The sequence below is a fragment of the Nocardia beijingensis NBRC 16342 genome (assembly GCF_001612785.1).
Lineage (GTDB): Bacteria > Actinomycetota > Actinomycetes > Mycobacteriales > Mycobacteriaceae > Nocardia > Nocardia beijingensis.
This window is the reverse complement of sequence record NZ_BDBC01000010.1, coordinates 262447-285490: the sequence shown is the minus strand read 5'-3', so window position 1 is coordinate 285490 and position 23044 is coordinate 262447. Positions and strand designations below refer to the sequence as shown.

At 69.6% G+C, this 23044-nt stretch carries 22 protein-coding genes; 14 read left to right on the top strand and 8 right to left on the bottom strand.

The features are described from left to right. The first annotated feature begins 111 nt into the window (after positions 1 to 111). Positions 112 to 1191, top strand: a complete 1080-nt coding sequence (locus NB3_RS06545; protein WP_157111564.1) for an ADP-ribosylglycohydrolase family protein — start codon at positions 112 to 114, stop codon at positions 1189 to 1191. On the opposite strand, the gene NB3_RS06540 is transcribed toward NB3_RS06545, so the two are convergent. Beyond that, complete coding sequence (locus tag NB3_RS06540; protein ID WP_067797955.1) at positions 1167 to 2090, bottom strand: LysR family transcriptional regulator; 924 nt, start codon at positions 2088 to 2090, stop codon at positions 1167 to 1169. The genes NB3_RS06545 and NB3_RS06540 overlap by 25 nt on opposite strands. A gap of 197 nt (positions 2091 to 2287) precedes the next feature. Here NB3_RS06540 and NB3_RS06535 point away from each other — a divergent pair, with 197 nt between their 5' ends. Then, positions 2288 to 3646 (top strand): MFS transporter, encoded by a 1359-nt coding sequence (locus tag NB3_RS06535; RefSeq protein WP_218020535.1) that lies wholly within the window; start codon positions 2288 to 2290, stop codon positions 3644 to 3646. 141 nt (positions 3647 to 3787) lie between these two features. On the opposite strand, the gene NB3_RS06530 is transcribed toward NB3_RS06535, so the two are convergent. Further along, entirely contained in the window at positions 3788 to 4741 is a 954-nt protein-coding gene (locus NB3_RS06530) for an alpha/beta hydrolase (RefSeq protein ID WP_067797949.1), read from the bottom strand. Positions 4742 to 4840: 99 nt separating this feature from the next. Further along, positions 4841 to 5113, bottom strand: coding sequence for a DoxX family protein (locus NB3_RS35795; protein ID WP_503826324.1), 273 nt, complete (start codon positions 5111 to 5113; stop codon positions 4841 to 4843). A gap of 89 nt (positions 5114 to 5202) precedes the next feature. Between NB3_RS35795 and NB3_RS06520 the strand changes: the two genes are divergently transcribed. Continuing rightward, positions 5203 to 5769, top strand: a complete 567-nt coding sequence (locus NB3_RS06520; protein ID WP_067797942.1) for a type 1 glutamine amidotransferase domain-containing protein — start codon at positions 5203 to 5205, stop codon at positions 5767 to 5769. Between the two features lie 18 nt (positions 5770 to 5787). Here the strand turns inward: NB3_RS06520 and NB3_RS06515 are convergent, their stop codons facing one another. After that, positions 5788 to 6459, bottom strand: coding sequence for a TetR/AcrR family transcriptional regulator (locus NB3_RS06515; RefSeq protein ID WP_067797939.1), 672 nt, complete (start codon positions 6457 to 6459; stop codon positions 5788 to 5790). Positions 6460 to 6570: 111 nt separating this feature from the next. On the opposite strand from NB3_RS06515, the gene NB3_RS06510 reads away from it, so the two are divergent. The 3 genes from NB3_RS06510 (at position 6571) to NB3_RS06500 (ending at position 9236) form a co-directional block, all read left to right on the top strand. After that, a complete protein-coding gene (locus tag NB3_RS06510; protein ID WP_067797936.1) occupies positions 6571 to 7716 on the top strand; it encodes an acyl-CoA dehydrogenase family protein in 1146 nt (381 codons plus the stop codon). A gap of 143 nt (positions 7717 to 7859) precedes the next feature. Beyond that, positions 7860 to 8324 carry a PaaI family thioesterase gene (locus NB3_RS06505; RefSeq protein ID WP_067797933.1) on the top strand — a complete coding sequence of 155 codons (465 nt, stop codon included), beginning with the start codon at positions 7860 to 7862 and terminating at the stop codon, positions 8322 to 8324. A 582-nt stretch (positions 8325 to 8906) separates the two neighbouring features. Continuing rightward, positions 8907 to 9236, top strand: a complete 330-nt coding sequence (locus NB3_RS06500) for a transglycosylase family protein (protein ID WP_067797930.1) — start codon at positions 8907 to 8909, stop codon at positions 9234 to 9236. 265 nt (positions 9237 to 9501) lie between these two features. Here the strand turns inward: NB3_RS06500 and NB3_RS06495 are convergent, their stop codons facing one another. The 3 genes from NB3_RS06495 to NB3_RS06485 form a co-directional block, all read right to left on the bottom strand. Next, positions 9502 to 10242 carry an SDR family NAD(P)-dependent oxidoreductase gene (locus tag NB3_RS06495; RefSeq protein ID WP_067797927.1) on the bottom strand — a complete coding sequence of 247 codons (741 nt, stop codon included), beginning with the start codon at positions 10240 to 10242 and terminating at the stop codon, positions 9502 to 9504. Then, positions 10239 to 11408 (bottom strand): thiolase family protein, encoded by a 1170-nt coding sequence (locus NB3_RS06490; protein WP_067798474.1) that lies wholly within the window; start codon positions 11406 to 11408, stop codon positions 10239 to 10241. The genes NB3_RS06495 and NB3_RS06490 overlap by 4 nt, the downstream gene beginning before the upstream one ends. Before the next feature lie 122 nt (positions 11409 to 11530). Then, a complete protein-coding gene (locus NB3_RS06485; RefSeq protein ID WP_067797924.1) occupies positions 11531 to 12778 on the bottom strand; it encodes a PucR family transcriptional regulator in 1248 nt (415 codons plus the stop codon). Positions 12779 to 13052: 274 nt separating this feature from the next. On the opposite strand from NB3_RS06485, the gene NB3_RS06480 reads away from it, so the two are divergent. The 6 genes from NB3_RS06480 to NB3_RS06455 all read left to right on the top strand — a co-directional run bounded on the left by NB3_RS06480 (position 13053) and on the right by NB3_RS06455 (position 20075). Further along, a complete protein-coding gene (locus tag NB3_RS06480) occupies positions 13053 to 14192 on the top strand; it encodes an esterase/lipase family protein (protein WP_067797921.1) in 1140 nt (379 codons plus the stop codon). Between the two features lie 144 nt (positions 14193 to 14336). Continuing rightward, complete coding sequence (locus NB3_RS06475) at positions 14337 to 15719, top strand: lipase family protein (protein ID WP_084485928.1); 1383 nt, start codon at positions 14337 to 14339, stop codon at positions 15717 to 15719. 115 nt (positions 15720 to 15834) lie between these two features. After that, on the top strand, positions 15835 to 17199 hold the full coding sequence (locus tag NB3_RS06470) for a glutamine synthetase family protein (protein ID WP_084485856.1): 1365 nt from the start codon (positions 15835 to 15837) through the stop codon (positions 17197 to 17199). Positions 17200 to 17203: 4 nt separating this feature from the next. Beyond that, positions 17204 to 17926 carry a gamma-glutamyl-gamma-aminobutyrate hydrolase family protein gene (locus NB3_RS06465; RefSeq protein ID WP_244891786.1) on the top strand — a complete coding sequence of 241 codons (723 nt, stop codon included), beginning with the start codon at positions 17204 to 17206 and terminating at the stop codon, positions 17924 to 17926. Beyond that, positions 17923 to 19281: an aldehyde dehydrogenase family protein gene (locus NB3_RS06460; RefSeq protein WP_067797913.1), complete on the top strand. Its 1359-nt coding sequence runs from the start codon at positions 17923 to 17925 to the stop codon at positions 19279 to 19281. Before NB3_RS06465 ends, NB3_RS06460 begins: the two co-directional genes overlap by 4 nt. Next, the gene (locus NB3_RS06455) at positions 19281 to 20075 is read left to right on the top strand and encodes a 3-oxoacyl-ACP reductase (RefSeq protein WP_371855878.1); all 795 of its coding nucleotides are present in this window, start codon (positions 19281 to 19283) and stop codon (positions 20073 to 20075) included. The genes NB3_RS06460 and NB3_RS06455 overlap by 1 nt, the downstream gene beginning before the upstream one ends. 10 nt (positions 20076 to 20085) lie before the next feature. Here the strand turns inward: NB3_RS06455 and NB3_RS06450 are convergent, their stop codons facing one another. After that, the gene (locus NB3_RS06450) at positions 20086 to 20805 is read right to left on the bottom strand and encodes an SDR family oxidoreductase (RefSeq protein WP_067797907.1); all 720 of its coding nucleotides are present in this window, start codon (positions 20803 to 20805) and stop codon (positions 20086 to 20088) included. 72 nt (positions 20806 to 20877) lie between these two features. Between NB3_RS06450 and NB3_RS06445 the strand changes: the two genes are divergently transcribed. Continuing rightward, the gene (locus NB3_RS06445) at positions 20878 to 21462 is read left to right on the top strand and encodes a TetR/AcrR family transcriptional regulator (RefSeq protein WP_067797904.1); all 585 of its coding nucleotides are present in this window, start codon (positions 20878 to 20880) and stop codon (positions 21460 to 21462) included. A gap of 274 nt (positions 21463 to 21736) precedes the next feature. Further along, positions 21737 to 23020 (top strand): MFS transporter, encoded by a 1284-nt coding sequence (locus tag NB3_RS06440; RefSeq protein ID WP_067798471.1) that lies wholly within the window; start codon positions 21737 to 21739, stop codon positions 23018 to 23020. Positions 23021 to 23044 lie beyond the last annotated feature (24 nt).

Here is a 23044-nt window from a genome sequence, read left to right as displayed (position 1 = left end):
TAGTTTCCCGGCGGCGCCTCGGTAGGGGGAGTGACGGCACGGGCGCGCGTCGTGCCGTCCGGGCCGAGTGCGATGACCAGCATGGCGCGCCATGCGCGATGATGGTGTGCCGTGGCGGATTACATGGCGGTCTTCGATCGGGTCCGGGGTTCTCTGTTGGGTGGGGCGGTGGGTGACGCGCTCGGCTGGCCGATCGAGTTCCTGCGGTTGGAGCAGATCCGGCAGCGGTACGGCGAGGAGGGCGTGACGGGCTTCCTGCCTCAGCACGACGGCGACGCGCCGCAACAGGTCACCGACGACACCCAGATGACTCTGTTTACCGCGGAAGGGCTGTTGCGTACGGTGCCAGGCGCCGACCCGGTGCCCGCGTTGCGCCGAGCCTATCTGCGCTGGTTGCAGACGCAGCGGCAGGAGGGGCCCGCGCCGCACGTCGACGGGTGGCTGGCGAGCCTGCCGTTCCTGTACGCGGTGCGGGCGCCGGGGAACGCGTGCATGTCCGGTCTCGGGCAGCAGGCACGGGGATATCTCGCACCGGTCGCGTTCGGCGAGAGCGGACCGGTGAATCCGCACTCGAAGGGATGCGGCACCGTCATGCGATCGGCGCCCTTCGGATTGTGCGGAATGGGCGCGGATCTCGCGTTCACCACCGCCGCGCGTGCCGCGCAGCTGACCCACGGGCATCCGACGGGCTATCTCGCCGCAGGGGCGTTCGCGGCACTGGTCGACCGGGTGGTGAGCGGAATCGAGCTGCCGATCGCCTTGCGGGACACGATCGCTCAGCTCGCCGCCGTCCCTTCGAGCGCGGAGACGGTCGCGGCGCTGACCCGGGCCGCGGAATTGTCCGAGCATCCGGTTTCCGCCGAGCAGGTCGAGCTGGTGGGTGAAGGGTGGGTCGCCGAGGAATGCCTGGCCATCGCGGTGTACTGCGCCTTGCGCGCGGCCAGGACCGGCGACGCCCGCGCGGCGCTGCTGCTCGCGGTGAACCACTCCGGCGATTCCGATTCCACGGGCGCGGTGGCGGGCAATCTGATCGGCGCCGTCCACGGTGTCTCCGGATTGCCGATGGAGTGGGCGGCGGCGGTCGAGGGTCGCGACGTGCTGGTGCGGGTCGCCGACGACCTCGTCATGAACTTCGGGCTCGGCGACCGGTCCGGGCTCGCCGCCCGCTATCCCGTCGACGAAGGTCTGTGAGCTCCGCACAGTCGAACGCACACCCCGAACACCAGGTCGCGCAGCCACCGATGAGCCGGGTCCGCGTCGAGCCTGCGGTGCCACAGCAGTGACACGGTCACCTCAGGAGCGCGGAACGGCAGATCGAACGAATGCATGCCATGCCGCAGAATCGCGGTGTGCTCCCGGGGGACCGTCGCGACCAGATCCGCCGCCCGCGCCAGCGCCAAGGCCGCGCCGAAGCCGTCCACGACGGTGACGACGTCGCGCCGGTGGCCGGTCGGATGTAGCGCCTGGTCCACCAGCCCCTCGTCCAGACCGCGCCGGGAGACGTGCACGTGCCGCGCGGCGGCGTACCGGGCCGCGGTGACCTTTCCGGCGCTCAGCGGGTGCTCGGTACGCACCACTCCGATGAACCGGTCGGTGAACAGCGGCCTGCTCGCGATGTCGGGCGGCAGCGCGCGCTCGATGACGCCCGTCTCCAGGTCTGTGCCGCCGTCGCGCAACGGGGCGGTGTCCTTCTTCGTCTTCCGCACGAACCGCAGTCGCACTTCCGGCGCCGCGCGGCCGATCTCGGCCACCAGCTCTGGTCCGAACCGCTCCACGAACCCGTCGCTGCTGCGCACGGTGAACGTTCTCGCCAGCTCGGCCGGATCGAGGTGGTGGGCGGGGCGCAGCACTTCTTCGGCATCCCGGACCAGGCCGCGCACACGCTCGCGCAGCTCGACGGCGCGTGGCGTCGGCACCAGCCCCCGGCCTGCCCGTACCAGCAGCGGGTCGCCGGTGGCCCGACGCAACCGCGCGAGCTGGCGGCTCATCGCCGAAGGGCTGAGCGCGAGCCGCTCGCCGGCCCTGGTCACGCTGCCCTCCTCGAGCAGAACGTCCAAGGTGATCAGCAGATTCAGATCGGGCCGGGCCATGCGCTCACGATCTCACAGAAGCGTGGGATATGGCGTTCGGTGCACAGACTAGTTTCCGACTTTGCGTCTTCCGCCAGGTGAGAGCCGGGCCTAGCGTCCAGAGCGTCATCCTTACGGAAGAGGTCGTCTTGAGATCAGCGCAATCCCTCCCACACACGTCCGTGCGCCGTCCATCCACGTCTCTTGGATTACTGGCGTTGTCGCTTTCCATGCTGTTGCCCTCGCTGAGCATCAGCATCGCGAACGTCGCCCTGCCGACCATGGCGGTGGCGTTCGACGCCTCCTTCCATGAAGTGCAGTGGGTGGTGCTCGCCTACCTGCTGTCCACCACGACCTTGATCGTCGGGGCCGGTCGTCTCGGCGACATCGCGGGCAGGCGCCGTCTGCTGCTCGGCGGTATCGCTCTGTTCACGGCCGCGACGGTGCTGTGCGGTCTGGCGCCGGATCTCGTCTTCCTCGGCGTCGCCCGCGCGCTGCAAGGAGCGGGCGCGGCGTGCATGATGGCGCTGACGATGGCCTTCGTGGGCGAGATCGTGCCCAAGGACCGCACCGGCAGCGTGATGGGACTGCTCGGGACGATGTCGGCGGTCGGCACCGCCCTCGGCCCGTCCCTCGGCGGAGTGCTCATCGCGGCGTTCGGCTGGCGCGCGATCTTCCTCGCCGTCGCGCCGCTCGGGCTGCTCGCCCTCGTTCTCGCCAGGCGCGTGCCGGATGCCGCGGCGAAACCACCCGCGGCGCGTGCGCGTTTCGACATCCCGGGCACAGTGTTGCTCGCGCTGGCGCTCGGGGCCTATGCCTCGGCCATGACCATCGGGGGCAGCGCGTTCGGCTCGCTTGGTGTCGGCTTGCTGCTGGCAGGCGGAACCTGCCTCGCGTTGTTCGTCCTCGTCGAGACGCGTATCTCCGCGCCGCTGCTGAGGATCGCGCTGCTGCGGGATCCGGCCCTGGCCGCGGGCCTGGCGACCAGTGCGCTGGTCTCGACCGTCATGATGGCCACGCTCGTCGTCGGGCCGTTCCACCTGGCCCGTGCGTTGCACCTGGACCCGGCGGCGGTCGGTCTGGTGATGTCGGCGGGTCCCGCGGTGTCGGCTCTGATCGGCGTGCCGGCGGGGCGCGCTACGGATCGCCTCGGGGCCGCGACGATGGTGAGCGCCGGGCTGGCCGGTGTCATCGGCGGCACCGCCGCGCTGGCGCTGCTGCCCGTGAGCGCGGGCGTCATCGGGTACGTGCTGCCGCTGGTGGTCACCACCGCGGGGTATGCCCTGTTCCAAGCCGCCAACAACACCGCGGTCATGCGAGACGTCGACCCGGGAGAGCGGGGCCTCGTCTCCGGCATGCTGAATCTTTCCCGCAATCTGGGTCTCGTCACCGGTGCGTCGGTCATGGGGTCGGTCTTCGCTCTGGCGGCGGGGACGAGCGATGTGATCGGCGCTACGCCGGGACAGGTGGCCGAGGGAACGCACGTGACCTTCGCCGTCGCGGCGCTGCTCGCCGCCGTCGGGCTGGCGATCGTGTCGGGTCTTCGGCTCACTCGAGCGAGACAGCGTCGGCTGTGAGCGTGGTGAAACGACGTGGTCACCCTCGTGGGCGGCTTCGAAGAGCACTCGGCGCCAGCGGATTCCGGTGTGCTCCTGCCCGTCGCGGCCAAGGCCGGGCCTCGCGCCGCTGCGGTCACGACGAGGCAGGCGCGGCCTGCCTCACGCGCCGAGGGCGCGCGCCAGGTGTGGCCACGAATCGTGCAGGTCGGTCTCGAACTGCCCCCAGGTGTGCGAGCCTTCCGCGCGGTTCACGTGGATCGCGGGCAGCCCGAGTTCGTCGAGACGATCGGCGAAGGCCGCCGTGCAGGAGCCGGCTATCGCCTCGATGGGCGGAAAGGGCAGACCGCGGTCGATCGCGCCCGGCGTGCCGGAGGCGGCGGACAAGTAGATGGTCTTCCCGGCCAGAGCGGCCGCGTTGGCGAAAGCGTCGTGCGCCCGCCAGACCACCTCGCCCGGAGCGCCCCACATATTCGCCGGATTGCCCCCGCCTCGGATGACCTGCGCGCTCACCATCGCCGCGCCCGCCGCGTCGGCGGCCCACGGGCATCCGCTGTAGGCGGCCACCGCGTCGTACACGTCGGGCGCCTGGATCGCGAGGTCGACCGCGGATCCCGCGCTCATCGAGACGCCCGCGATCGCGTTGCGCCCGGACGCGCCGAGTTCGGCGTCGAGCGTCGCGGGAAGTTCTCGCGTGAGATAGGTCTGCCAGCGGTTGCGCCCGACCGCCGGATCGTCGGCGAGCCAGTCGGTGTACATGCTGTAGGCGCCGCCGACCGGCATCACCACGTTGACGTGCTTGTCCGCGAAGAACTCCCGGACGTCGGTGTCGTCCCACCAGGAGATTCCGTCGACGCCACCGCCGATGCCGGTGAGCAGGTAGAGCGTGGGCGCCCGACCGCCGCCCGCCGCGCGGATCACCCGATTGGTGACCACCCGATCCATGGACGGCGAATAGACATCGATCTGGGAAACCGAGCCGCCGAGCGGGACTTGCCCGACCACGCGCTCCCGCGCGGGCTCGGCACCTGCGGGGGCGAGGGAAAGGACGGATGCCGCGACAGCGGTCGCGAGCGCGCTGACGAGCGCGCCCCAATACCTGGAAGCACTCACCATCTCGGTGTACCCGCCTCGGACGCCAGTACGCCTGCGACTGTGCATGATTCGCGAATGTCGCCGTCGAAGGTCTTGGGAGCGGCGGCTTTCGGATGAACGTCAGGCGATCGTGCGGTTCGCCGCGGCGGTCGTCCGGGGGCTTCCGGCCCCGCGCCACCAGGACCGCAGTATCCCGGCTGCCCACAGGGCGACGCCGATGTACAGCACCTGTTCCGGGATGCGCGCCCACAGCGGCGTCGCGGGTGCGCCGTTGAACGGGATGCCGGAGACAGCCGCGTAGACATTGGCGGGCAGCATGACGACGAACAATGCGGCGAGCCCCAGCCCCGAGGGTCGGCGGGTGCGTGCGAGGAAGAGGCCCGCCGCGCCCAGCGCCGCCGATCGCGCCTCCGGCGAGGTTTAGCCCGGCCCGTGTGCGGCATGCCGGAAAGAAGAACCATCCCGACGGAAGGAGAGCACTCATGACCGATCAGCTCAATGGGACGCGGGTGCTGATCATCACCTCGAACACGGGAGTGGAACGGGACGAACTGCTGGTGCCGCGCGACGAACTACGCGAGCGTGGCGCGCGGGTCACCCATGCCGCGCCGAAGCGAGAAGAAGTGCAGACCTACCTGCACGACACCGAGAAGGACACCGCCGTGCGGCCGGACGCGTCGCTGCACGAGGTCTCCGTGGACGATTACGACGTGCTCGTCGTGCCCGGCGGCACGGTGAACGCGGACAAGCTGCGGGTCACCGACCGGGCCATCGAGCTGGCCAAGGAGTTCGCCGGCGCGGGCAAGCCGATCGCCGCGATCTGCCACGGCCCGTGGCTGCTGGTGAACGCCGAACTGGTCCGAGGCAAGACGCTGACCTCTTACTTCTCGCTGCGCACCGACATCGTCAACGCGGGCGGCGAGTGGGTCGACGAAGCGGCGGTGCGCTCCGCCGAGGGCGGGTGGACTCTGCTCACGTCGCGCAACCCGGGTGATCTGCCCGATTTCGTGCACGCCATCACCCGCGAAGTGGTGCCTGCCGCGCGCTGACCCGCGACGGCCACCGAATCACTTGCCCGGCAGGGGTTTTCGTGGATCGATCGTGATGCCCAGCGCGCGCAGCCGGTTGTCGACGAGCAGCCAGCACTCGGTGGCAAGGCGGTCGACGAGTGCGGTCTCGGTGGTGTCGTGGTGTTCCAGCCACCAGCGCACCGAGGCGTCCACCAAACCGAGCAGCGCGACCACCACCCGGTCGGCGGCCAGCGGGTCGGCCCCGAATTCCGGCAGATAGCGCGTCGCCGCCGCGGAGATCTCGGCGGCGAACGCGCTCCCGCCGACGCGTGGCTCGTTGCGGCCGCGCCGGTAGTCGCGTCCGACCAGGAAACGATAGAGATTCGGGTGCTCGGCGGCCCAGCGCACGTGCTGGGCCAGCGGCGCGCGAATGACGTCCATGGGCGTGCCGTCCACCGCCAGCCGCGCGCGAATCCGCTCCGTCAGATCGTGGTGCGCGTGCCGGGCGACGGCCAGGTCCAATTCCTCCTTGCTGGCGAAATGCCGGTAGACGTGCGTGCGGGCCAGTCCGGCGCGGTCGGCGATCTTTCCGGTCAGCGCGTGCGGCCCGTCCTCCTCGATCGCCGCGATCGCGGCTTGCACGATGGCCCGGCGGCGCTCGTCGCGACCGGGGCGATCGCGCGTGGAACGCCGCGCTTCCGCGGTGTCCACCCAAGGTTGTCGTGCCACGGCGCTCAGCGTATCGGCAGGGAATCGGTTGGTACACCTTGTACCCGGCAGCTCCTTGGTACACACTGTACCCGTAACTGTCGGTATCAGACTTTCGCAAGGAAACCCCCGATGACGACCTACCGGTCCGCCTGGCTCGACGACGACCTGGACGCCCTGCGCGAGCTTGCCCGCTCGTTCTTCGCGAAGGAGCTGACGCCGAACATCGACAAGTTCATCGAGCAGCACCACGTCGACCGCGAATTCTGGATCAAGGCGGGCGCGCTCGGCCTGCTGTGCGCATCGATCCCGGAGGAGTACGGCGGTGGCGGCGGCACCTTCGCCCACGAGGCCGTCCTGATCGAGGAACAGGCCAAGGCGTTCGACACCTCCTGGGGCGCCACCCTGCACAGCGGCATCGTCGCGCACTATCTGCTGCACTACGGCACCGAAGAGCAGAAGCGGCAATGGCTGCCCAAGATGGCCAGCGGCGAGGTCGTCGGCGCGATCGCGATGACCGAGCCGGGCACGGGATCGGATCTGCAGAACGTCAAGACCAAGGCGATCCGCGAGGGCGACGAGTACGTGGTGAACGGCTCCAAGACCTTCATCACCAACGGCAGCCAGGCCGATCTCATCATCGTGGTCGCCAAGACCGACACCAGCGAAGGGGCCAGCGGCATCTCGCTGATCCTGGTCGAGGCCGACCGCCCCGGCTTCCGGCGTGGCCGGGTGCTGGACAAGGTCGGGCAGAAGGGCCAGGACACCTCCGAACTGTTCTTCGAGGACGTCCGGGTTCCCGTGTCGAACCTGCTCGGCACGCAGGAAGGGCAGGGCTTCGTCCAGCTGATGCAGCAGCTTCCGCAGGAGCGGCTGATCATCGCCGTCGGATCGGTGGCCGGGATGGAGGCCGCGCTCGAGGTGACGCTGCGCTACACCAAGGAGCGCCACGCCTTCGGCAAGCCCCTGTTCGCCTTCCAGAACACCAAGTTCACCCTCGCCGAGGCCGCCACGGAGACCAGGGTGGCCCGGGTGTTCCTCGACGACTGCATCATGCGGCATCTGCGCGGGGAACTGGACATCCCGACCGTCGCCATGGCCAAGTGGTGGACCACCGACCGCGCGATGGCGGTGGCCGACGAGTGCCTCCAACTGCACGGCGGCTACGGCTACATGACCGAATATCCGATCTCGCGGATGTGGACCGACAGCCGCGTCCAGAAGATCTACGGCGGCACCAACGAGATCATGAAGGAGATCATCGCCCGCAGTCTGTGATCGCGCGGCCGACGGTGTTGGCGAAGCGCCAACACCCTGTCGGGCCGCGTACCGGAGGGCCTACGCTTCGGTGACGTCCACCGAGGTGGCCGTGGCAGAGACAACGAGGTGCCAGCCACCTCCGGCGTGAAGGGACGGTTGCGATGAGCGACGTCGAAACTCCTCCGTTCAAGGACATCGTCAACGGTGCGTTGGAATTCACCATCCCGATCGCGCACAAGATGGGTGTGCAGGCGGTGGAGGTGCGGCCCGGCTACGCGGCGACCTCGGTGCCCGCCGAGGGCAACGGCAACCACTTCGGCGTGATGTACGCCGGGGTGCTGTTCACCGTCGCCGAGATCCTCGGCGGTGCGATCGCGGTCGCCACCTTCGACAACTCGGCGTTCTATCCGCTGGTGAAGGACTTGCGCATCTTCTTCCGCAAGCCGGCCAAGACGGATGTGCGCGCGGAGGCGACGCTGACGGAGGACGAGATCGCGCGCATCACCGCGGAGGCGGCGGCGAACGGCAAGTCCGACTTCACGCTGCGTGCCGTGGTCACCGACGCCGACGGCGTGGTGGTGGCGGAGACCGAAGGGCTCTACCAGTTGCGGGCGCACGGCAAGTAGCCGGCGCCGGCGCCGGAAGCACGCGTGGAGCGCGCTTCCCGCGCCGGTCCGCCGCATCCCGCGGCGCGGCCCGCCGGGGCCGATCGCCGTTTCCGCGAGGTCGCCGAGGTCACGGCGCGGTTGCGGGCCGGAGGACGAGCCTCGGCGTCACGGAACCATCTCCGGCGTCTCGGGCAGATAACGACTCGGTAGCTGCCGACTTCGTGGCGTCGGAGAGGAAGCCCGTTGTGCCTACTACCGCAAGTCGTGGACCTGCGAAAATGCGACCTGCTTCACCATATCCCGGTGATCTCGATCACATAACGGACCCGTAACAGCGATTCTGTATCGAGCGATTTCCCGCGCACGACCAGCGCGAATGCCCTGGAGTCTCGACCAGGGGTTAAACCTCGTCCCGCGTTATTCGAACGTGATCTGCCGCGACATCTTCGCTAACGTCGGTGACGGCTCGGGGCAACACCGAGATCGAGCTCGAATCGCAGAACGCCGGAAACCCTGTCCCGCGGTTCGAGTGTCCACGACCTTCCTGGGGACAGGGGCACGGCGAATTCGCCGAGCCGGTGGGCGCAGGCGGGAAATCTCATGTCGCAAAACCGTAAATTCACCACTCGTGTTCTCGGCTTCACCGCGGCCATCGGCGCTTTCGTCGCCGTGCCGTTCGGCCTGTCGACCGCGACCGCTTCGGCCCACAACTGGGACGCCGTCGCGCAGTGCGAGAGCAGTGGCAACTGGTCCACCAACACCGGTAACGGCTTCTCGGGCGGCCTGCAGTTCACCCAGAGCACCTGGGAGGCCAACGGCGGCAGCGGCAGCCCGTCGAACGCCAGCCGGGAAGAGCAGATCCGCGTCGCCGAGAACGTCCTCGCGACCCAGGGTCCGGGCGCCTGGCCCGTGTGCGGCGCTTACCTCTGATGCGTCCCCGGCGCCTACCGCAATTGCGCGGTAGGCGCCGGATTTTTTTAGTCGATAATACCAATCGGCTCGAACTGTCATTATCTGCGGAATCTCGCTGGCAATGCGCAATTCGACCAGCAATTCCGAATTCGGATTCACCGAACCCGAATTCGCCGCGCTCCTCGACTGCGCGGCGTCGCGCCGATCGGCGTCAGGTAACGCCGTGCACGGCGCAGGCGTGCGCCATGCACGGCCGGTTCCGGTCGCTGTCGGGTAACGGTGCTCAGGCCCGCCACAGCTGGTCACCGGCGCGCGACAGCACGATGTTCGGCACCACCGCGTTGCGGGAAAGCCGGGTGATCGCCAGGACCATCTCGGCGATGTCACCGGTGGTGAGCATGGCCGACCGGTCGAGGACATCGCGCTTCCACGCGGTCATGTCCGTGTCGACGTACCCGGGGGACACCGCCGTCGCGCTGACGCCGTTCGCGGACTCCTCCAGCGACACCGTCTCGCACAGCGAGATCAGCGCCGCCTTGGTCGCCCCATAGGCGGCGAGGCCGGCCTCGCCCGCGACGCCGGTGATCGAAGCGAGCGCGACGATCTTCGCGCCGCGCTCGCGATCCTCGTCCGCGCTCTTGCGCAGCAACGGCAGCGCGGCCTGGATGAGCGTCAGCGGCGCGCGGAAATTCACATCGAGCATGCGCTCGTACGCCTTGGCGGGCAGATCGGCCACGGCGCCTGCCGTGCCGGTGCCCGCGCTCAATACCAGCGCGTTCATGCCGCCGAACCGTTCCTCGTGCGCCTGGACCACGGCGCGCACCTGCTCGAGGTCGTTCATCTGCGCGACCATCGGGTGCACCTCGGCCCCCGTTTCCGCGCGCAGGCGCGCCGCGGTCTGCTCGAGCGTGTCGAGCGTGCGCGCGGCGAGGGTCAGGTGATACCCCTCACCCGCCAGGCGGCGCGCCACCTCGGCGCCGATGCCGCGCGAGCCTCCGGTGACCAGTGCGGTGCGGACGCTCATCCGAGGCGTTCGATGATCGTCGCGTTGGCCAGGCCGCCCGCCTCACACATCGTCTGCAGGCCGAAGCGGCCTCCGGTCTGCTCCAGGTGGTTGACCAGCGTCGCCAGGATGCGGGTGCCGGAGGCGCCGAGCGGGTGACCGAGGGCGATCGCGCCGCCGCGCGGGTTCAGCTTGTCCGGATCGGCGTTCAGCTCGTGCCGCCACACCAGCGGCACCGGCGCGAACGCCTCGTTCACCTCGTAGGCATCGATGTCGTCGATGCTCAGCCCGGCGCGTTCGAGCACCTTGCGGGTGGCCGGGATGACGGCCGTGAGCATGAGCAGGGGGTCGTCGCCCACCACGGAGAACGAGTGGAACCGGGCGCGCGGGCGCAGGCCCAGTTTCGTCGCCGCCTCCTCGCTCATGATGAGCGCGGCCGAGGCGCCGTCGGTCAGCGGGGAGGAGTTGCCCGGCGTGATCGACCACTCGATCTCGGGGAAACGTGCCGTGTACTGGTCGTCGGCGAAGGCGGGCCGCAGCTTCGCCAGGCTTTCGCCGGTGGTGGCGGGCCGAATCGTCTCGTCGGCCGTCAGCGTGCCGGCCGCGACCAGCTCGTTGTCGAAACCGCCCCGCGCCGCGGTCTCGGCGGCGAGCCGATGCGAGCGCGCCGCGAACTCGTCGAGCGCGGCGCGGTCGAACTTCCACCGGGCGGCGATCACCTCGGCCGCGATGCCCTGCTGGATGAGGCCGTCCGGGTAGCGGTGGGCCAGCGGACCGCGGTTGGCGTCCTTGCCCTGGCCGTTGGAGAACATCGGCGCGCGGCTCATCGATTCGACGCCGCAGGCGATCGCGACGTCGTAGGCGCCCGCGATGACGCCCTGCGCCGCGAAGTGTGCGGCCTGCTGGCTCGACCCGCACTGCCGGTCCACCGTGGTGGCCGGCACCGACTCCGGGAATCCGGCGGCCAGCGCGGCGGTCCTGCTGATGTTGAACGCCTGCTCCCCGCTCTGGGTGACGCAACCGCCGACGACGTCGTCCACCACGGCGGGATCGAGGTCGTTGCGGGCGACGAGTTCGGCGAGCACGCCCGCGAGCAGGGTGGCCGGATGCACGTCCGACAGGCCGCCGCCTGCCTTGCCCTTACCGGACGGTGTGCGGACGACATCGACGACGACGGCGGACCTCATGGCCATCTCCGATCAGATAAGTTAACTGCCATTCGCGATTAAGTTAACACAGATTCACTGCTGTGGGCCATGCCGGGGTGCATCGCGTCGCAAGCGCGGTATTCGCTCAGCGATCGATCGGTCTAGGACTTGACCTCGGCGGGCGGCTTGCCCGGATACAGGCGCTGGATCGTCAGCGCGGCCGCCAGCAGCCGGGAGTCGTGGGGGTCGGCGGGATCGACGCCGGTGAGTTCGGCGATGCGGCGCAACCGATAGCTGAAAGTGTTGGGGTGCACGTGGATCTCGGCGGCCGCGGCCTTGCGGTCGGAGCCGTGGCGCAGGTGCGCGTCGAGCGCTTCCAGCAGGTGCGGGCTGTCCAGGATCGGGGCGATGCGCTCGGCCAGCCGCGTGCGGGCGGTGCCCGGCCTGGTGAGCTGGTACTCCAGCAGCAGGTCGTCGAGCTGGTAGACGCCCGCGGGGCGGCCGAGCAGGCGGGCGAGTTCGGCGAGGTCGGTGGCTTCCCGCGCGGTCTGCGGAATGGCGTCCCTCGGCACGGCGGGATACGCGGCGACGAACACCGGAACTCCGAAGTTCTCCGTCAGTTCCGCGGCTAGTCCGGTGTGGCGCGCGTCGTCGGGTTCGGCGTCGGAACCGCTGGGCAGCAACGCGATTCCGGTCCAGCCGTCGAAGGTGGCCAGCGTGGTGGTGCCCGCCAGTGCGTCAAGGGCGCGGTGCAGCAGGCGGATACGGCGGCGCCCCACGAGCGTGGCGACCTTGCTCGGCTGGTCGTCGGGCCGGATGTGGATGGCGAGCACCGTGTAGCGCTCGGCCAGGGCGGTGTCCGCTCGCGCCGCCAGCTCCGCCGCGGGCAACCCGTGCAGCAGCGCCGAGCACAGCGCCCGGCGCGCCTCCCGTTCGGCGTTGTAGATGGACTGCTCGACCTCGGCGTAGGTCTCCACCACCGTGATGTTGATCTGCATGAGCAGGTCGAGCAGCCTGCTGCCGACCAGGACGAGATCGTCGAGTTCCTCGCGGGAGGCCAGCGCGGCCGCCTCCTGGAGCACCGACTGCGCGGAACCGTGGATGGCCTCGATCAGCACGGGCAGGGGGAACCGGTCCTCGGCGTGCCGCTCGGCCACCGGGGCGACGAATGTCGCGACTTCGGTCTTGGTGAAACTGCGCTGTTCACCGATCGCTTGGAGCACGGCGCGGCCGCAGGCGTAGATCGCGGGGAGCACCTCCGCGGTGAAATGCCCTTCGGGCAGGTCGGCGGCGGGCGGAGTGGTGCCGAGGCCAGCGGCGAGCATGCGCTCGGCGATCTGCGGCCAGCGGGTGAGCAACCGGGCGACGAGGGGAGCGTCTCCGGCCACCGGGGACAACACGACGGACATGGGCCGATTGTTTCCGACCACAGAAACCCGCGGCAAGGTCGCGACCGCGGTCGCTCGATTTTTGGCTCGCGCGCCAACATTCCGGATGAAATGTTCTCCTCGAGGTGCAGTGACACCGCCGCGGCGCGCGCTCTACATTCGGAAAGCGGCTCACGATTATGGTCTCGATCACATCCATCTCCGAATGTGTCGTGGCAGACATTTCGTCGCGGTGCTCTCCGCGGCACCGGGCCGCATTCGTTCGGAGCGAATGGAAGTGAACTGAATGTTGGCAATGATGCACAACGCTCGGCAGGCGATTCTCGGGGCCGCGCTGATCGCGGGCGTGACCATGGCGACGGCGCTCGGGGGCGGAGCGGCCCACGCGCAGCAAGAGATCGAACCGACACAGCAGGCGCTCGCCGATTACATCAGCGCGGGCCTGACACCAGCTCCGGACGGCAGGCAGCCGCGCGCGATCGTGGACACCGGCAGTTCGTCGGGTTGGGCGACCAGCGTCGCGTCCGACGCGTTCGGCGAAGGCCCGGAGATGTCGGCGTATCTGGCTGCGTTCGCCTACGGTCTGACCCACCCCGACGCCGCCCCACCCGGAGCCAACCGCTGGAACTGCACTCCTACCGCGGAACACCCGCGACCGGTGGTGCTGCTGCACGGCACCTGGCTCAACGCCTACGACACCTTCTCCTACCTGTCCCCGCGCCTGGCCCGCGCCGGATTCTGCGTGTTCGCCTTCAATTTCGGGCGCTCCGGCATCCTGGACGGCGGCGGTCTCGGCCCGATCCTGCCCGGTCGTTTCGGGGTGGGCCGGATGGAGGATTCGGCGGCGCAGTTGCGCGCTTTCGTCGACCGGGTGCTGGCCGCGACCGGTGCGCAGGCCGTCGACATCGTCGGCCACTCGCAAGGCGGCACGGTCGCCGACCACTATCTGAAATTCGAAGGCGGGCAGGGCAAAGTCGGCAGGCTGGTGAGCCTGGGGGCGACGCATCACGGCACGTCGCTGATGGGCATCGCCACGCTGGGCCGGATCATCAACAATCTGGGCGTCAACATTCTCGGCTTCTACGAGCCGCTGGTCGGGATCGCGAATATCCAGCAGGCGGTCGGCTCGCCGTTCTACGCCGCACTGAACGCGCAGGGTGACACGGTGCCCGGCGTCGCGTACACGGCGATCGGCTCCAGGCACGACGAGGTCACCAACCCTTATCAATGGACGTTCCTACAGGCGGGGCCGGACGCGACGGTGGACAACGTCACCCTGCAAGACGGGTGCGAGCAGGATATGTCCGACCATCTGACGATGATGTATTCCCCACGGGCGGCGTCGATCGTGCTGCACGCGCTCGACCCGGTCGCCCAGCCGTCGCTGGAATGCACCTTCAATCCGTGGATGATCGGCGGCAACGGCAGCTTGTGAGCCGCTGTCACTGCATCGACGCGAGAATCCGCGAGCGTTTGATTGGCACTCGGGACAATTCTTTTCCGGCCGCGACCTTGGTTGGCTGAATTAGGGATTCGGATGCCCGCGATCACGGCCGTGCCGTCGGAAAGGAAGAACCGGATGAGTGTGCGACTCGAAACGGATGGCGGCCAGCCGCCACCCGATCCGGCGGTGTTCTCGCCTCGGCCGATGCTGCCCGAGGACGATCCGTTCTACCTCCCGCCGCCCGCGGTCGGACGCCTGCGCCCCGGCGCGATCGTCCGCACACGGGCGGTGCGGATCGGCTTCTTCGGCCTTGTGTCCCAGCGCATCTCGGCCTGGCAGCTGCTCTACCGGACGTGTGATCTGCACCGAAAGCCCGAGGTCGCGGTGACCACCGTGCTGTTGCCGTGGGGCGCGGACCCGGCCGAGCCGCGACCGCTGGTCTCGTTCCAGTGCGCGATCGACGCGGTGGCCTCGAAATGCCTTCCCTCCTATGCGCTGCGGCGCGGGGCGCGGGCGGCCGGCTCGATTCCCCAGCTGGAGCTGCCGCTGATCGCCAGCGCCTTGGCGCGGGGCTGGGCGGTGTCGGTGCCGGACCACGGTGGCACCGCGGGCCGGTTCGGGGTGGCCAGGGAGCCGGGATATCGCGCGCTGGACGCGGTGCGCGCCGCTCTCGCCTTCATGCCGCTGGGACTGGAACCGGCCACGCCCGTGGCGCTGTGGGGTTACTCGGGCGGGGGATTGGCCACGGCCTGGGCCGCTGAGATGGCCGCGGAGTACGCGCCGGAGCTGAATGTCGTCGGCGCGGTCGCCGGGTCGCCGGTGGGCGATCCGGCCGCCGCGTTCGTCCGGCTCAACGGCACCCTCTTCGCGGGATTCGCCGCCGTCTTCACCGCTGGGCTGCGCCGCGGCTATCCGGAACTGGACCGCCTGCTGCGCACCCATCTGGACGCGCGGTATCTCGGCTGGCTGGCCGAGACCGAGACCACCGCGACGTTCCCCCTGCTGTATCGCTTCGCCCGCCGCGACATCGACAAGCACAGCGACGCCGGTCTGACCGCCATGCTCGAGCAGGACGGATTGCGGCGCATCCTCGACGACATCCACCCCGGCGGCCGCGCGCCGGCCATGCCGATGCTCGTGCTGCAAGGCATGCACGACGAGGTGATCGCGGTCGCCGACGTGGACGGCCACGTCGCGCGCTACGTCGCCGCGGGCGTCCACGTGCGTTATCTGCGCGATCGGCTCAGCACCCATCTGCTGCTGCAATTCCTGGCGCTGCCGGTGATGGTGGACTGGCTCGCCGGTCGCTTCGCCGGTCGAGAGCTGCCCCCGGCCGGCACCTGGACCCGGTGGTCGCTCGCGTGTGCCGGTCCGGCGTTTCGCGGTCACCTGCGTTTCGCGGGCCTGCTCCTGCGCATGTGGCTCGGACGGCCGATCCGCGCGCCGCGCCCGCCCGCGCCGTCGCGTCCTCGCCCGCTGTCCGTCCTCACCGCGGCCCTCCGCAATCCGTTGTCCTGATCCCTCCGGCCCGATCACCTGCCGCCGCGCGGCGGGCACGAGATTCCGGTGTCACGTCACATAGGTGTCCGTTTTGCTCTAGCGTGAGCACGGTCGGTGCCGAGAGGGGTCGTGGATGCGTAGCGGGATGCTGAGTGTGGCGCAATTGCGGGACCGGGTCGACACGGGCGAGATCGACACCGTGCTGGTCGCCATGACCGACATGCAGGGGCGACTGCAAGGGAAGCGCTGCGCGGCACGCTATTTCCTGGACGAGGTGCTCGAGCACGCCACCGAGGCGTGCGGTTACCTGCTCGCGGTGGACGTGGACATGACGACCGTCGACGGCTACGCCATCTCCTCCTGGGAGACCGGGTACGGCGACGTCGTGCTGCGGCCGGATCTGCGCACGTTGCGGACGGTGCCGTGGTGGCCGGGCACGGCCATGGTGCTCTGCGACGTCGAGCACGTGGTGCCGGAAGGGCGGGCGGTCGCGGCTTCGCCGCGTCAGGTGCTGCGCAGGCAGCTGGACCGGCTGAGCGAGCGCGGCCTGCGCGCGTTCGTGGGCACCGAACTCGAGTTCCTGGTGTTCGACGACAGCTACGAGGCGGCCTGGAACGCGGGGTATCGCGGGCTGACGCCGGCCAATCAGTACAACGTCGACTACTCGATGCTGGGCACCGGGCGGGTCGAGCCGTTGCTGCGCCGTATCCGCAAGGAGATGGACGGCGCGGGCATGTATGTCGAGTCGGCCAAGGGCGAGTGCAACCCCGGCCAGCACGAGATCGCCTTCCGGTATGACGAAGCCCTGGTCACCTGCGACAACCACAGCATCTACAAGACCGGTGCGAAGGAGATCGCGGCGCAGGAAGGGCGCAGCCTCACCTTCATGGCGAAATACAATGAGCGCGAAGGCAATTCCTGCCACATCCATCTGAGCCTGCGCGGCGAGGCGGGCGAGGCGGTCTTCGCGGGGGACGGCGCGGACGGCATGTCGCCGCTGATGCGGCACTTCATCGCGGGCCAGCTGGACTGCCTGCGCGAGTTCACCTATCTGCTGGCGCCGAACATCAACTCCTACAAGCGATTCGCCGTGGGCAGCTTCGCGCCCACCGCCATCGCGTGGGGCCGGGACAACCGCACCTGCGCCATCCGCGTGGTCGGCGAGGACCATGCGCTGCGCTTGGAGAACCGGGTGCCCGGCGGCGACGTGAACCCGTATCTGGCCGTGGCCGCGCTGATCGCGGCGGGGCTGCACGGCATCGATCGAGCGCTGCCGCTGGAGCCGGAGTTCAAGGGCAACGCCTATCACTCCCAGCGCCACCGGGTGCCGCGTACGCTGCGCGAAGCGGCCAAGCTCTTCGGTGACAGCGCGGTGGCACGCGCGGCCTTCGGTGATGATGTAGTGGAGCATTACCGCAACGCGGCGCGGGTGGAGCTGGACGCCTACGACGCCGCGGTCACCGATTGGGAGCGTATCCGTGGTTTCGAACGACTCTGAGGTCGTGGCAGCCCGTCCCGTGATCGGGCTGCCCACCTATGTGGAGCGGGCCCGCTTCAACGCCTGGGATCTGCCGTGCGCGGTGTTGCCGCACGCCTACGTCGAGATGGTGACCGCCGCGGGCGGCATCCCGGTGCTGCTTCCGCCCGCGGGCGCCGCGCGGCCCGAGCTGGTGCGACGGCTGGACGGGTTGCTGCTGACCGGCGGCGCGGACATCGATCCCGCGCGCTACGGCGGCCCATCGACCGGGATCCCCGGCTACACCAGGCCGGACCGCGACGAGTCGGAGTTCGGCCTGTTCGAGCTGGCCAGGGCCGCAGGCATGCCGATCCTGGCGGTGTGCCGCGGGTTGCAGCTGGCGAACGTGGCGCTCGGCGGCACGTTGATCCCGCATCTGCCCGATCTGGTCGGCCACGACGAGCACTCCGGCGTCGAGGGCGGGTTCACCGCCACCAGGGTGCTGACCATCGCGGGCAGCCGGGTCGCGCGGCTGGCCGGTCCAGAGGTGAAGGTGCACTGTCACCATCATCAAGCCGTCGATCGGCTGGCCGATGGCCTGACCGCGGCCGCGTACGCCGCCGACGGCACGATCGAGGCCGTCGAGGCCACCGACGGGTCCTTCCTGGTCGGCGTGCAGTGGCATCCTGAGGCCGACGCCACCGACCGCAGGCTGGTCCTGGCGCTGACCGAGGCGGCGGACACCTATCGAAGGGAGCGGGACTCGTGACGACAGCGCAGGTGCTCAACCCGGCGACCGAACAGGTGGTCACGACCGTCGAGCTCGTCGGCGAAGCGGAGACCGATGCCGCCATCGCCGCGGCGCGGCACGCCTCCGCGGCATGGCGCGAGGTGGCGCCCGGCGACCGGGCCAGGTTGCTGCGCCGGTTCGCCGACGCGGTGGACGCGGATCTGGAGCATTTGGCCCAGCTCGAGGTCGCCAACGCGGGGCATACCATCGGCAACGCGCGCTGGGAGGCGGGCAATGTCCGCGACGTCCTGCACTACGCGGCCGGTATGCCGGAACGGTTGCTCGGCAGCCAGATCCCGGTCGCGGGCGGAGTGGACATCACCTTCCACGAACCGCTCGGCGTGGTCGGGGTGATCGTGCCGTGGAACTTCCCGATGCCGATCGCGGCGTGGGGTTTCGCGCCCGCGCTCGCCGCGGGCAACACCGTGGTGCTCAAACCCGCCGAACTCACGCCGCTGACCGCCCTGCGGCTCGGTGAACTCGCGCTCGAGGCGGGCCTGCCCGAGGGAGTGTTCCAGGTGCTGCCCGGCAAGGGATCGGTGGTGGGCCAGCGCTTCGTCGACCACCCGGCCGTGCGCAAGGTGGTGTTCACCGGCTCCACCGAGGTGGGCACGCGGATCATGGCGGGTTGCTCGCGGCAGGTGAAGCGGGTGACGCTGGAACTCGGGGGCAAGAGCGCGAACGTCGTGTTCGCCGATGCCGACCTGGAGCAGGCGGCGGCGACCGCGCCCTACGGCGTCTTCGACAACGCCGGACAGGACTGCTGCGCCCGGTCCCGGATTCTGGTGCAACGCAGTGTGTTCGACCGTTTCCTCGAATTGCTGGAACCCGCGGTGCGAGGGGTGCGCGTCGGCGATCCGTCCGACGAATCCACCGAGATGGGGCCGCTCATCTCGGCCGCGCACAGGGAGCGAGTGGCCGAGTTCGTGCAGCCGTCGACCAAGGTGGCGTTCACCGGAAGCGCGCCGGACGGTGCCGGATTCTGGTACCCCCCGACCGTGGTACTGCCCGCCGCGCCCACCGACCGGGTGCTCACCGAGGAGGTGTTCGGCCCCGTGGTCGCGGTGGTCCCGTTCGAGGACGAGGCCGACGCGCTGCGCATCGCCAACGACACGAATTACGGCCTATCCGGATCGATCTGGACCAGGGACGTCGGCCGTGCGCTGCGCGTGGCCCGCGGGGTGGAGGCAGGCAACCTGTCGGTGAACTCGCATTCGTCCGTGCGGTACTGGACGCCGTTCGGCGGTTTCAAGCACTCCGGGCTCGGGCGCGAACTCGGGCCGGACGCCGCGCTCGCGTTCACCGAGACCAAGAACGTCTTCCTCGCCACGTAGTGACACCCGCACATCCGACAGGAGATACGTTGCAGCGCTTACAGGATCGAGTCGCCGTCGTCACCGGCGGCGGGAGCGGTATCGGGCTGGCCACGGTCCGTCGCTTCGCGGCGGAGGGGGCGAAGGTGGTGGTCGCCGACATCGACGCCGGGACCGGCGAGGCGGCCGCCAAGGAGGTCGGCGGCCGGTACGTGCACGTGGACGTCACCGACGAAGACCAGGTCAAGGCCATGTTCCAGACCGCGGTGGACACCTACGGCGGGCTGGACATCGCGTTCAACAACGCGGGCATCTCCCCGCCGGAGGACGATTCGATCCGCACCACCGGCCTCGACGCGTGGCGGCGGGTCCAGGAGGTCAACCTGACCTCCGTGTACCTGTGCAGCAAGTACGCCATCGAGCACATGCTCGAGCGGGGCAAGGGCTCGGTGATCAACACCGCGTCCTTCGTCGCGGTGATGGGCGCGGCGACCTCGCAGATTTCCTACACCGCCTCCAAAGGCGGTGTGCTGGCGATGAGCCGCGAACTCGGTGTGCAGTTCGCCCGCGACGGCATCCGGGTGAACGCGCTGTGCCCGGGTCCGGTGAACACCCCGCTACTGCGGGAACTGTTCGCCAAGGACCCCGAGCGCGCCGCCCGCCGCCTGGTGCACGTGCCGGTCGGCCGGTTCGCCGAACCCGAGGAGATCGCCGCCGCCGTCGCCTTCCTCGCCAGCGACGACTCCTCGTTCATCACCGCGTCCCAGTTCCTGGTGGACGGTGGCATCGCGGGCGCGTACGTGACCCCGCTGTAGGGGCGCGCGCCTATTTCGGCGCTCCCAATCGCGCGCCGCCGTCGACGCGCACCACGATCCCGGTGGTGAAGGAGTTCTCCACCAGGAACTCGATCGCGTGGGCCACGTCGTCGGCGGTGCCGACGCGACCGACCGGGGTGTCCGAGGCGATCGAGTCGAAGACCTCGGCGCGCGCGCCGTCCGGCAGGAAGCTCCACCAGTCGGTGTCGATCACGCCGGGGGACACCGCGTTCACCCGCAGCGGCGCCAGCTCGACGGCGAGCACCGGAACCATCGCCTCCACACCGGAATTCACCGCCGCCAGCGCCGCGGTGGCGGGCATCGAGCCGCCCGCCGAGGCCGCCGAGACCAGGGTGATCGAACCGCCCCGCGTCAGGTGCGGCAGCGCGGCTTGCATCGCGGCCGTGTGCGCGAGCAGTTTGCCCTCGACGTGCTCGCGCACATGCCCGAGGGTCAGTTCGCGGAACGGCGTTGTGCCGGACGGGCCGGTCACGGTCACCACCACATGGTCGATCGACCCGATCTCGGTGAAGAACCGGGTCAGGTCCGCCTCGTCACGCGCGTCGACGGTCCGGCCGGTGACGTTTTCGCCCAGACCGGCGAGCGCGGCCTCGAGCCTGCTCTTGTCGCGACCCGCGATGATCACCTCGTGCCCGTGGGACGCGAGCCTGCGCGCCGCGGCCAGGCCGATGCCCGAGGTACCGCCGACGATGACGATTCGGTTGCGCACAACGTCCTCCTGATTTTCGAAGCTCTGTGTCTCGAAATATAAACGAGTCACGGTGTCTTGTAAAGTGTCGGCATGACCGGAACCCGTGGCCGCCCGCGCAGCGAGGAGACCAGGCGCGCGATCCTGCGCGCCGCGCTCGAACTGTGTGAACGGGACGGCTATCAGGACCTCACCATCAAGGCGATCGCCGACGCGGCGGGCGCGGGCAGGCAGACGGTGTATCGCTGGTGGCCGGACAAGGCGGCGGTGCTCATGGAGGCGCTCGCCGGGCTCGCGGAGGATCCGGCGCTGCGCGTGCCAGCCGAGTCCGCCGACGTGCTCGCCGAGGTCGAAGGCCTGCTCACCGTGACCTACGAACTCACCCGCAAGCTGACCGGCCAGGCGCTGGTCGGCCTGATGGCCGACGCGCAACGTGACCCCGCCCTCTCCGAGCGGTTGCAGAGCACGGTGATCGGCCCGCGTCGTGCCGCGTTGCGCACCCTGCTGCGGCGCGGGGTGGACAGTGGTGAGTTCGCCGGGGCGGTGCCGCTGGATCTGGTGGTGGATTTCGCCTTCGGGGCCATGTGGTACCGACTGCTGAGTCGGCATGCCCCGGTGGACGGGGCGCTGGCGCGGGACGTCACCGCCGGTATCGCCGCCATGCTCGGACGGCGGTAATCGCGGGCTTCGTCGCATCACTTCGCGACTGTGTGACCGGAGTCACAATGGGTGGTGGAGCGGCAGGTCAGCGCGGATGCGCTCGGCCTCTTCCTGTTCCGCGACTGTTTGCCGACGTCGAATCCTGGGTATCGGTCTGTTTCGTGCCACGCCTTCGGTCGTCGAGACCGGAGGCGGAAGGAACCGAGGTCCGTGACGGACTGGAGAGGACGTGCACGTGACCGATCGAGCATCCAGGAGTTTTCCGCTGCGGCGTTCCGTGGCGGCCTCCGCCATGGGCAACGCGACCGAATGGTTCGACTACGGCGTCTACGCCGCCACCGCGACGTACCTGACCGATGCCTTCTTCCCCGGGGAACTCGGCACGCTCGGCACCATGCTCGGCTTCGCCATCTCGTTCGTCCTGCGGCCGCTCGGCGGCATGGTGTGGGGACCGCTCGGTGACCGGATCGGCCGCAAAGCCGTGCTGGCCACCACGATCCTGCTCATGGCCGCCGCCACCGGCGCCATCGGCCTGCTGCCGACCCACGCGTCCGTCGGTGTGCTGGCTCCGATCCTGCTCATCCTGCTGCGTGTGGTGCAGGGCTTCTCCACCGGCGGCGAATACGGCGGCGCGGCAACGTATCTCGCCGAATGCGCGACCGACAGCAAACGCGGATTCCTGGGCAGCTTCCTGGAATTCGGCACGATGGCCGGTTTCGTCGGCGGCTCCGCGACGGTGCTGGCCTGCCAGCTCGCGCTCGGTTCGGACACCATGCACGACTGGGGCTGGCGCATCCCGTTCCTGATCGCCGTCCCGCTCGGCCTGACCGGCTGGTACCTGCGCGCCAAGCTGGACGAGAGCCCGGTATTCACCGAGGTCGCCGAGCACGAGCGTCCGCCGGGCGGCCTGCGCGAGGTGCTGACCACCTACCGGCGCGAGACCCTCACGCTGGCCGGACTCGTGATCGCGCTCAACGTGGTGAATTACACGCTGCTGACCTATCAGCCCACCTATCTGCAGAAGACCATCGGCATGGGCGAGTCGGCCACCACCGCGATGATGCTGCTCGGCCAAGTGGTGATGATGCTGGTGCTGCCGTTGTTCGGCCGGCTGTCCGACGATGTCGGCCGCCGCCCGATGTGGCTGTTCTCGCTGGCGGGTCTCAGCGTGCTCGCGGTGCCGCTGTACTGGCTGATGGGTCAGGGCACGGTCTGGGCCATCCTCGGCTTCATCGTGCTCGGACTGTTGTACGTGCCGCAGTTGTCCACCATCAGCTCCACGTTCCCCGCGATCTTCCCGACCCATGTGCGGTACGCGGGCTTCGCGCTGGCCTACAACGTCTCCACCGCGCTCTTCGGCGGCACCGCCCCGCTGATCAACGAGGCCGTCATCGAGGCGACCGGCTGGGCTCTGTTCCCCGCCGTCTACATGGTCGGCGCGTCCCTGATCGGTCTGCTCGCCTGGAACCACCTGCGCGAAACCGCGGGCGCCTCGCTGCGCGGCACCGAAGTCCCCGACGCGGGCGAGCCAGCCCCGAACCCAAAGCCCGGCTTCCCCGCCCAACCTGCGTTCTGACTCGGGCGGCGTGGTGCTCGGCGA

Excerpts from the sequence above, each read along its gene's own strand:
- NB3_RS06530 (WP_067797949.1), bottom strand. The coding sequence starts at position 4,741 with ATGGTGAGTGCTTCCAGGTATTGGGGCGCGCTCGTCAGCGCGCTCGCG.
- NB3_RS06510 (WP_067797936.1), top strand. The coding sequence starts at position 6,571 with ATGACGACCTACCGGTCCGCCTGGCTCGACGACGACCTGGACGCCCTG.
- NB3_RS06480 (WP_067797921.1), top strand. The coding sequence starts at position 13,053 with ATGATGCACAACGCTCGGCAGGCGATTCTCGGGGCCGCGCTGATCGCG.
- NB3_RS06490 (WP_067798474.1), bottom strand. The coding sequence starts at position 11,408 with ATGAGGTCCGCCGTCGTCGTCGATGTCGTCCGCACACCGTCCGGTAAG.
- NB3_RS06505 (WP_067797933.1), top strand. The coding sequence starts at position 7,860 with ATGAGCGACGTCGAAACTCCTCCGTTCAAGGACATCGTCAACGGTGCG.
- NB3_RS06495 (WP_067797927.1), bottom strand. The coding sequence starts at position 10,242 with ATGAGCGTCCGCACCGCACTGGTCACCGGAGGCTCGCGCGGCATCGGC.
- NB3_RS06500 (WP_067797930.1), top strand. The coding sequence starts at position 8,907 with ATGTCGCAAAACCGTAAATTCACCACTCGTGTTCTCGGCTTCACCGCG.
- NB3_RS06440 (WP_067798471.1), top strand. The coding sequence starts at position 21,737 with ATGGGCAACGCGACCGAATGGTTCGACTACGGCGTCTACGCCGCCACC.
- NB3_RS06475 (WP_084485928.1), top strand. The coding sequence starts at position 14,337 with ATGAGTGTGCGACTCGAAACGGATGGCGGCCAGCCGCCACCCGATCCG.
- NB3_RS06470 (WP_084485856.1), top strand. The coding sequence starts at position 15,835 with ATGCGTAGCGGGATGCTGAGTGTGGCGCAATTGCGGGACCGGGTCGAC.
- NB3_RS06540 (WP_067797955.1), bottom strand. The coding sequence starts at position 2,090 with ATGGCCCGGCCCGATCTGAATCTGCTGATCACCTTGGACGTTCTGCTC.
- NB3_RS06520 (WP_067797942.1), top strand. The coding sequence starts at position 5,203 with ATGACCGATCAGCTCAATGGGACGCGGGTGCTGATCATCACCTCGAAC.
- NB3_RS06445 (WP_067797904.1), top strand. The coding sequence starts at position 20,878 with ATGACCGGAACCCGTGGCCGCCCGCGCAGCGAGGAGACCAGGCGCGCG.
- NB3_RS06485 (WP_067797924.1), bottom strand. The coding sequence starts at position 12,778 with ATGTCCGTCGTGTTGTCCCCGGTGGCCGGAGACGCTCCCCTCGTCGCC.